This is a genomic window from Gammaproteobacteria bacterium (assembly GCA_022340215.1).
In the GTDB taxonomy this organism is placed as follows: Bacteria; Pseudomonadota; Gammaproteobacteria; order JAJDOJ01; family JAJDOJ01; genus JAJDOJ01.
Window position 1 is genome coordinate 1 of the sequence record JAJDOJ010000220.1, and the last position, 7,825, is coordinate 7,825.

7 protein-coding genes are annotated in these 7,825 nt (G+C 61.1%); 4 read left to right on the forward strand and 3 right to left on the reverse strand.

The features are described from left to right. The first annotated feature begins 166 nt into the window (after positions 1 to 166). From LJE91_15175 to LJE91_15190, 4 genes are all read left to right on the forward strand, one after another. A complete protein-coding gene (locus LJE91_15175) occupies positions 167 to 3,109 on the forward strand; it encodes an EAL domain-containing protein (protein MCG6870016.1) in 2,943 nt (980 codons plus the stop codon). Next, positions 3,106 to 3,774, forward strand: a complete 669-nt coding sequence (locus tag LJE91_15180; protein MCG6870017.1) for an MFS transporter — start codon at positions 3,106 to 3,108, stop codon at positions 3,772 to 3,774. The genes LJE91_15175 and LJE91_15180 overlap by 4 nt, the downstream gene beginning before the upstream one ends. A 256-nt stretch (positions 3,775 to 4,030) precedes the next feature. After that, positions 4,031 to 4,243 (forward strand): DUF2970 domain-containing protein, encoded by a 213-nt coding sequence (locus tag LJE91_15185; protein ID MCG6870018.1) that lies wholly within the window; start codon positions 4,031 to 4,033, stop codon positions 4,241 to 4,243. 44 nt (positions 4,244 to 4,287) lie between these two features. Continuing rightward, complete coding sequence (locus LJE91_15190) at positions 4,288 to 4,626, forward strand: DUF2007 domain-containing protein (GenBank protein MCG6870019.1); 339 nt, start codon at positions 4,288 to 4,290, stop codon at positions 4,624 to 4,626. Between the two features lie 3 nt (positions 4,627 to 4,629). Here LJE91_15190 and LJE91_15195 read toward each other — a convergent pair whose 3' ends face one another. From LJE91_15195 to LJE91_15205, 3 genes are all read right to left on the reverse strand, one after another. Continuing rightward, positions 4,630 to 5,421: a lipid-binding SYLF domain-containing protein gene (locus LJE91_15195; protein MCG6870020.1), complete on the reverse strand. Its 792-nt coding sequence runs from the start codon at positions 5,419 to 5,421 to the stop codon at positions 4,630 to 4,632. Positions 5,422 to 5,647: 226 nt separating this feature from the next. Next, complete coding sequence (locus tag LJE91_15200; protein ID MCG6870021.1) at positions 5,648 to 6,397, reverse strand: transporter substrate-binding domain-containing protein; 750 nt, start codon at positions 6,395 to 6,397, stop codon at positions 5,648 to 5,650. Positions 6,398 to 6,412: 15 nt separating this feature from the next. Next, a partial coding sequence (locus LJE91_15205) for an AsmA-like C-terminal region-containing protein (GenBank protein ID MCG6870022.1) occupies positions 6,413 to 7,825 on the reverse strand: 1,413 nt, incomplete at its 5' end.

Here is a 7,825-nt window from a genome sequence, read left to right on the forward strand (position 1 = left end):
CATACCATCCTGCTTGTCTTTTCGTCCGTCCTCTGTGTTGTGACAACAGTGACATAGATCCACTATGCGCCTGTTGTCGCGCCTTGATGACGAACGAAAATCCGGCGCAATCTGGTATGCCATTTTCCGGCAATCGCCTTAGTCGTTTGCCAACTCACCGGTCAATATGACGCAGGTCGATCCTCCCAGCCGAGTCACACCCGCGAGACAGCGCCAGTTCAGCCTGAAATGGAAGGCGATGGCGCTGACGAGTCTCGTCCTGATCGGCATCGTTTTCGGTTTTACCTTGCTGAGCCAGGCCAGTCTCGACGGGCAGTTCGAGCAGCAGCAGGCGTTGTTGCACCTAGCGCGGGTAAAGGCCCTGAGGGGATTGATCAAGCGCGACAAACGCGAACTTGCGCGGACGGCGTCGCTGACCGGAGATCTTGGCGGTATCGAATCCGCGCTGGTCTCCGAAGATCCGAACGATCTGGTTCAGACCTTCGGCCGGTACTGGAGCGAGTTGCAGCTCGATCAGGGTCTGGATTCCGCCAGGTTCTACGGGCCGGACAATCGACTGCTGGCCGCCTTCGGGCAGGCGGATCCGCTGACCTCGATCGCCGACGGTTCGCCCCCCTGGATCGAGCAGGTGAACCGGGAAGAACGTCCCGTGACGGCGATGGCTTGCAGGCGGGGATGCAGACTGTATGCAGCCGCCCCGCTGATGGTCGATGGGAAAAGGGAAGGCGTCGTATTGTTCGCCCGATCGCTGAGCGAGATCGTCCTCGGTTTTCAGGCGTCGACGGAAACCGATATCGGGCTTGTCGTTGCCGATGACTCAGCGGCCTACGGCACCGGACCCGGTCGTGTCCTCCCCGCCTGGAAGATGCACCTGCTGGCGCTGACGACTGCGGCGAACCGCCTTCCCCTCCTGATGGAAACGACCCTGAATTATTCCCCGAAGGAGGTCCAGGACGGGGTGCTTGAAACCTGGGAAGGCCTGCATTTCAGGATCCAGTCCGTCCCGCTCGCAGGCTACCGCGGCGGATCCATGGGCGCCTGGATCCTGATCTCGGACGTCAGTCAGCCCATCGTCGAGATCAGGGCCGCTACCCAGAAGAACATCTTCCTGGGGGTGTCCGGTCTGCTCGTGGCCGAGCTTTTGCTGGCGGCGTTGCTCTGGCGCCCGTTGTCGAGGTTGCGCTCCACTGCCGAGACCCTGCCTCTGCTCGGCTCCGGTGACTTCGAAAGTGCCCGAGCGGCGATCGCTGCGCGCTCGCGGAGTTACAAGTGGTTTGCCGACGAGAGTGACATCCTCGACGCCACGGCGATCGACCTGTCGCGCCGGCTGGAGACCCTGGAGGCCGGGGTCAAATCGAGGACCGAGAAATTGAGCGCACGCGCTCGCGATCTGAAGCGCGAAAGGGATTTCGTGCGTCGCCTGCTGGACACCGCGCAGGCCGTCGTCCTGACACTCGACAGCGATCAGCGGATCATTGCCATCAATCGTTTCGGCTCGGACCTGCTGGATCCGCAGACGGGGGGCGGGTTGAGATTCAGTGACATTCTCGTCCCCAAAGACAGGACCGACGACACCCTGTGGTCGCTAAGTGAGCTTGCCGCGGGCCGAAAACAGCGGTTTCAGCACGACTCCCGCGTCAGAGGTCGAGACGGCGAGGCGCACGACATCGCGTGGCGGCACTCCCGCATTGATGCGGGAGAAGGTGACATCACGGTGCTCTCGGTGGGTCTCGATGTGAGCGAACAGCGAGATGCGGAGCGACGCTTCGCCTGGCTTGCCGATCACGATCCTCTGACCAACCTCTATAACCGCCGTCGATTCCAGGAAGAACTGCAGCGCGCCATTGCCGAGGGGAAGCGCTACGACCACGAAGGCAGCCTGCTATATCTCGACCTCGACCAGTTCAAGGTTATCAACGATGCCAGCGGACACCAGAACGGAGACCTAGTGCTCAAGGCCGTCGCAAGGACGTTGCAGTCCACGGTACGAGGTACCGACACCGTTTGCCGGTTGGGCGGTGACGAGTTTGCTGTTCTGCTTCCGGAAACCGATGCGGGGGGCGCCTTCGACACGGCCGGTAAGATACAGACGGCACTATCCGAGTTGCGGATCGGCGATGAACAGCAGTCGCAGGGGATGTCGGCGAGTATCGGCATTGCGCTGTTCCCGACTCACGGCGACGACATGCACGACCTGCTGGTGATCGCGGACCTCGCCATGTACCAGGCGAAAGATTCGGGCAGGGGAAGGTGGCAACTGTACTCGGCAGAGGCCCACGGCCGCGAACAGATGCAGACCGAGCTTGAAACCAAGTCAATCGTCGAGCGCGCCCTGTCGGAGGATCGCCTCGTGTTCTACTATCAGCCGATCCTGGATCTGGCGAACGATGTGGTCACGCACGCCGAGGCACTGATACGAATGGTGGATCTGGACGGCAGTGTGCGGATGCCGGGGGAGTTTATCGGCGTGGCCGAGCGAAGTGGTTTGATTCGCGCGATCGACAACTATGTCCTGCGGCGTGCGATAGCTGAGGTCGAGGTGTTCATCGAAGACGGGTTGAAGATCGATATTTCATTGAATCTGTCCGCCTATGCCTTTGACGACAGGGAGTTTTTTCCTAACGCAAAGGCGCTGTTGAACGAACACCCCGGGGTAGCCGAACACCTGATATTTGAGATTACCGAGACCGCGGCGGTAACGGACTTTGCCACGGCGCACGGGGCGATGGAGATGATGCGCGAACTGGGTTGCTCGTTTTCCATCGACGATTTCGGGACCGGCTTTTCGTCCCTGAAGTATCTCAAGCAGCTTCCGGTGGACTACGTCAAGATCGATGGCGTATTCATCCGGGACCTGGTGGATAAGACCGACGACCAGATACTGGTTCAGGCTGTCATCGAGGTCGCGCGCGTATTTGGCAAGAAGACCGTCGCCGAGTTCGTCGAGCGCGAGGACGTACTGATGTGGTTGCGTGCACATGGTGCGGACTACGCACAGGGTTACTATGTCGGTCGACCCATGCCAAAGGACGAATTCGTCGCGTTTCTAGGCGCGCGCGGGCCGTCTGGCAAGGCCAGCGGTCCGGCCACGGGAAGCGCGCTGTCTTGAGGGAATCCGGCACCTCCGGAGGTAGAACACAGGTCGTTGCTTGGGCTCTCTACGACTGGGCCAATTCCGCCTTCGCCACGGTGGTCATGTCCGGGTTCTTCCCGGTCTTCTTCCGTGACTACTGGAACGCCGGCGAGGCGGGCGAGGCGATTACCTTCCGCCTCGGGGTGACCAACTCGTTGTCGAGCCTGGTCATCGTGCTCTGTGCCCCGGTGCTCGGGGCTATCGCCGATGCCGGCGGATCGCGCAAGACCTTCCCGTTCGCGTTTGCCTCGCTCGGCATCCTGTCGACAGCCAGCCTGTACGGCGTTTCGCAGGGGGCATGGATGGTCGCGGCGATCGCCTACTTTCTGGCAACCGTCGGATTCATGGGTGGCAACATTTTCTATGATGCCCTGCTGGTGACTGTCGCGCCGCGTTCCCGCTACGAGACAGTTTCGGCACTTGGATTCGGTCTTGGCTATCTGGGGGGAGGCCTGTTGTTCGCGGCGTGCGTCGGAATGAGCCTGAATCCAGATCTGTTCGGTCTGGAAAATGCCGGCGAGGCTGTCCGGGTCGCCTTCGTGCTGGTGGCGCTGTGGTGGGCCGTGTTCTCGATTCCGCTATTCAGGCGGGTGACGGAGCCTCCCGCCGGGGATCGCCGCCGGTCATGGTCGGTTGGGTAGGGGGACTGACCGGCAACCCGCGAATCGGGCTGCTGTCCCTGCTGATCCTCTTTGTCGCCGGAGGCGCCCTGTTGACCACGCTCCGAGATGGAACCGAGCGCAGCAACTGACGCGCCGGTTTCGTCGATAGAAAGCGAGCGATCCACACGGACCGGAATGGTGCGATACAATTCCAGTCTGTTCCCGTATCAGGACGTTGCGCCATGAACGCCGGCCGGTTTACGGGTCTGTTGTTCACTGTATCAGGAAAATCGGTATGTCCGAGAGAGAGAGCCACGGGTTCTTCGATGTTATGAAAAGCGTGCTTGCGGCGTTTCTGGGGATCCAGAGTTCGGCGAATCGCGAACGCGATTTCGCCCACGGAAAACCTTCCCACTACGTACTGATCGGCCTGTTGTTCACCGGACTGTTCATTCTCATCGTCTGGGGCGTGGTCAGGCTCGTACTGCGCTTGGCGGGGGTGGGGTGAGGTTTTGCGACGAAGGCATCTGCAGCGAAAGCGGTCTGTGACGCGTGAGAAAGGTATTCACGGCGCAAAACGCCGTCTTTCCCGGCTTTCTGAAACAGGTGCTCGAAGACCGGGGCATTCGCTGCGTGATTCGGAACGAACATCTCGGCAGCGCTGCGGGCGAACTGCCGGTCAACGAATGCTGGCCGGAACTCTGGGTTGCCGACAATCGGGACGCGGAATTTGCGCGCAGCCTGATCGATGCCGCATTGCGCGATGGCGAGGGCCGTGACGCTTGGGACTGCCCCGGTTGTAGGGAGCGGATAGAGGGACAGTTTGCCCAGTGCTGGAACTGCGGGTGTCTGCGGCCTCCGGACTCGTCGGATAAACCCGGGTCCGCTTGAAGATCAAGGTTGGGGCGCCACGGTCCCGGAAGTCGACGAAGCAGATGCGTTCGCTGGAGTACCTTCATCCACTGGCGCGGATTTTTCGGGGGACAAGGCGATGGGCATGGGTTGCCCGGCCTTTGCCAGCACTTGGCGCAGCGGGTCCGCCTGACGGTTGACTACGGAGTGCGTGACGAGAATATTGACGGGTCTTACATTCTGATTGTAGTAGGCCTCGTTGAGACTGTTGCGCACCGCGATGACCGAGCCTTCGAGCGTGGCGCCGACGAAGGCCCCCTTGCTCCTGGAGAACGCATAGATATCGATCGTTGCGGCCTGGGCGCCTCCGCCGATCGGCCCAGCGGCGATGCTCAGATCTCCAGCCAGTTGCACCTTGTTGCTCATGAAGGCGTCCACCGCGCGGTCCGTCATCACTAGCAATACGACGCCGGCGGCTTGCGCCCCGATCTGCAGTCCGAAGGTGAACGATCCCATGGTGTAGAAGGCTGGGTAGCTCCATTGGCCGTTTGCGTCGTCCCTGTTCAGCATGACGCCGCTTCCACCGGAACCGCCGAAGATAAATCCGCCCTTGAGCATCTGCGGGACGATCAGTATTGCCTTGGCGCCTTTCAACTTTTCATGGAACCACGTGTTCCGTGAATCCGCGAGCATGTTGTCCAGCGTCACCCTGGCGTTGTCGACCAGTCCACGGGCCTTGACCGAAGCATCGAGGTTCGCCGAGACGGGCAGACAGACCGTTGCGAGAACGAAGAACGAGATGCCGGCGAATCCGGCCCTGAACCACTGTCTCATGATGGTTTCCCCCCCTGTGGATTTACCGATTTGTTATCCATCGGGCGACGAGGCCGACGGTGTGCCCCGACGCATCGTCATTCCTCATTCCTCGTTGATTGCGATCGCGTGGGGTTCGCCGGCTTCTTCTTCCATGGTGCACTGGCGCGAGATCTGCAGCAGGCTGCGTCTCAGCGCGCGTTTCCGGATGGCTTCCACCGCGCGTCGTGGTATCTCCCCTAATCCGCTACCTGGCGTCGCCGTGCCGTGCAAGGATGCTTTCGTAGGTGCCGTCACTTCGCATGCCTGCCAGCGCATGATTGAAGTCGGAGACGATTTTTTCATAACCGGGGGTTTGCCTGCTAACAGCGATGTACAACTCGCGTTTTTCGAGTGGCGGGGATACGAATTCGAGTTTGTCCGCACTCATGGAGAGGTATTCGGCGATATCATGCTCCAGAACGCGCCGGTCGTCCAGCGTCATGTCGATTTGCCCGTTGATTAGTATGAGCAGGTTCTGCAGCAGGTGTTTCTGCGGTAACTTGCGGAAATTGGTGGCCTCATCGAATTCCTTTCCGTAGGCGTAGTCGTAGACCGTACCGACCGTCAGGCCGTCCAGACTGCTCATGGACCGGAAGGTCCAGTTTCCCCCGCGGCGTTTGATGAATACGATCTCGGTCGGCAGGTAGGGTTCGCTGAACGCCAGTTTCCGGGCGCGCTCGTCCGTGTACCAGATCGTACAGACTACGTCATAGACGCCGATCTCCACACCCTGCAGGTTGCGCGTCCAAGGCTGTACCTTGACGTCGGTCGAGTAGCCGGCCCGCTCGAAAGCGGTTTGCACGATGTCCATGGCCAGGCCGCCATTGGGCAGGTTCTCCGCAACGTAGGGTGGCCAGACGCTCGTCACGAGTCGCAATTGTGTCGCGTTAGCCTCTGCGGCGGCGAGCAGGAGCACGGACAGGATGGCGAGCATCCGGATGGGGTGTTGGTTCATGTCGCTGATCCTTCCTCAAGGGTCTGTGCTGTCGGGCTGTGGAGGGGTTCCGTTTCCTTCGAAGCGTTGCAGCAGGCCGCGAATGCGGCTACCGAGGCCTCGGATGTCTTTTGCAGCGGAAGATCTTTCGTCACTCTTGACGATGGCTTCCGTGCAGCGGTTCGTTTCCACTCCTTCCGAAGTCTTGTCGATATCGGTAAGCACCGAAGGCAGGCCTTCCAGGGTCTCCACCAGGTACCTGGGGTTGGCCAAGGACAGATTCAGAAATCCCAGTGCACTGACCCTCGGGATCTCCGCGGCCTCGATATGTGGCATGGTGATCGTGCCTGTAACCCTGACCGGAATGGCGACGTCGATCAGTCCCACCCCCTTGCTGCGAGGGTAAACAAGCAAATCGATCTCCTCCGAGTAGAGGTTGACCGCACCACTGGCCGCGATGTCGGTGTGTAGACCGTCGAGGATGATCTCGTCGCTCCTGCCGACGCCATCGTTCACGTCCCAGTGCGACGCAAAGCAGATGATACCCGCTTTCCCGCGGCCGCCTTCCAGCCTCTTCAGGGCCCGCGGGAACATGGCGTTGACGACGTTCATGATGTTTACCGTAGCACGGAGCTGGTTCTTCCCCTTGATCCTGACCGGACCCGCGACGATGGTCTGCACCCCGGAGGCGCTTGTCAGCAGCTGCCTCGTCGTCCTGCCTCTGCCCGCCAGGTCCAGATGAAAATCGGCCAGGCCGCGGGCCGATGCGGACATGTCCCCGCCGTTGAGCCACCTGCCGTAGTTGAAGTCGTTGGCGTTGATGTCGATGTTCGCGGTGGGGGTCCTGAGGGCTGCACGATACTCCAGGCGCCCGAGCAGGTTGCCGCCGCCGGTCAGGTCGCCGCGAATCGGATCGACGAGCAGGTTTCCATTCTTCAGCCTGGTTTTCAACTGGAACAAGCCGATCGATTCGTCACGCCACTTGAGATCGGTCAGATGGAGGTCGAGGTCCATGTCGATGGCACGCAGGGCTTCCACCGGCAGTTCCACCCTGGGCAGGAGGCGCGTTTCCTCGGCTGCAGGGGCGTTGGTGGGTGGCGGGCGGCCCGGGAGGGAAGCGAGGTCGAGACCTGCAATTGCGATCGATCCGGAGATGGCGGGCCTGGTCTGCAGACCGGACACCGTAACGTTTGCCTCTGCTTCGAGGCCGTCTGCCGCAGCCGCCAGATCGGTCAGGTTCAGCGTTTCGCCGTCCATTGCTATCGCGCCCCGGATCGAGAACTTGCGCAGATCGGGCAGCGGACGGTGGATCAGCGGGCCAAGCCGGGACAGCTGCTGACCGCTGAGTTCGTAACTAAAATCGATGCGCCCGGTCCACGGCAGGATCAGGTTGCCCTCCAGGTCGAGTTGCGACTCCCTTCCCCGGGTAACGAGCGCCAACTTCCGGGG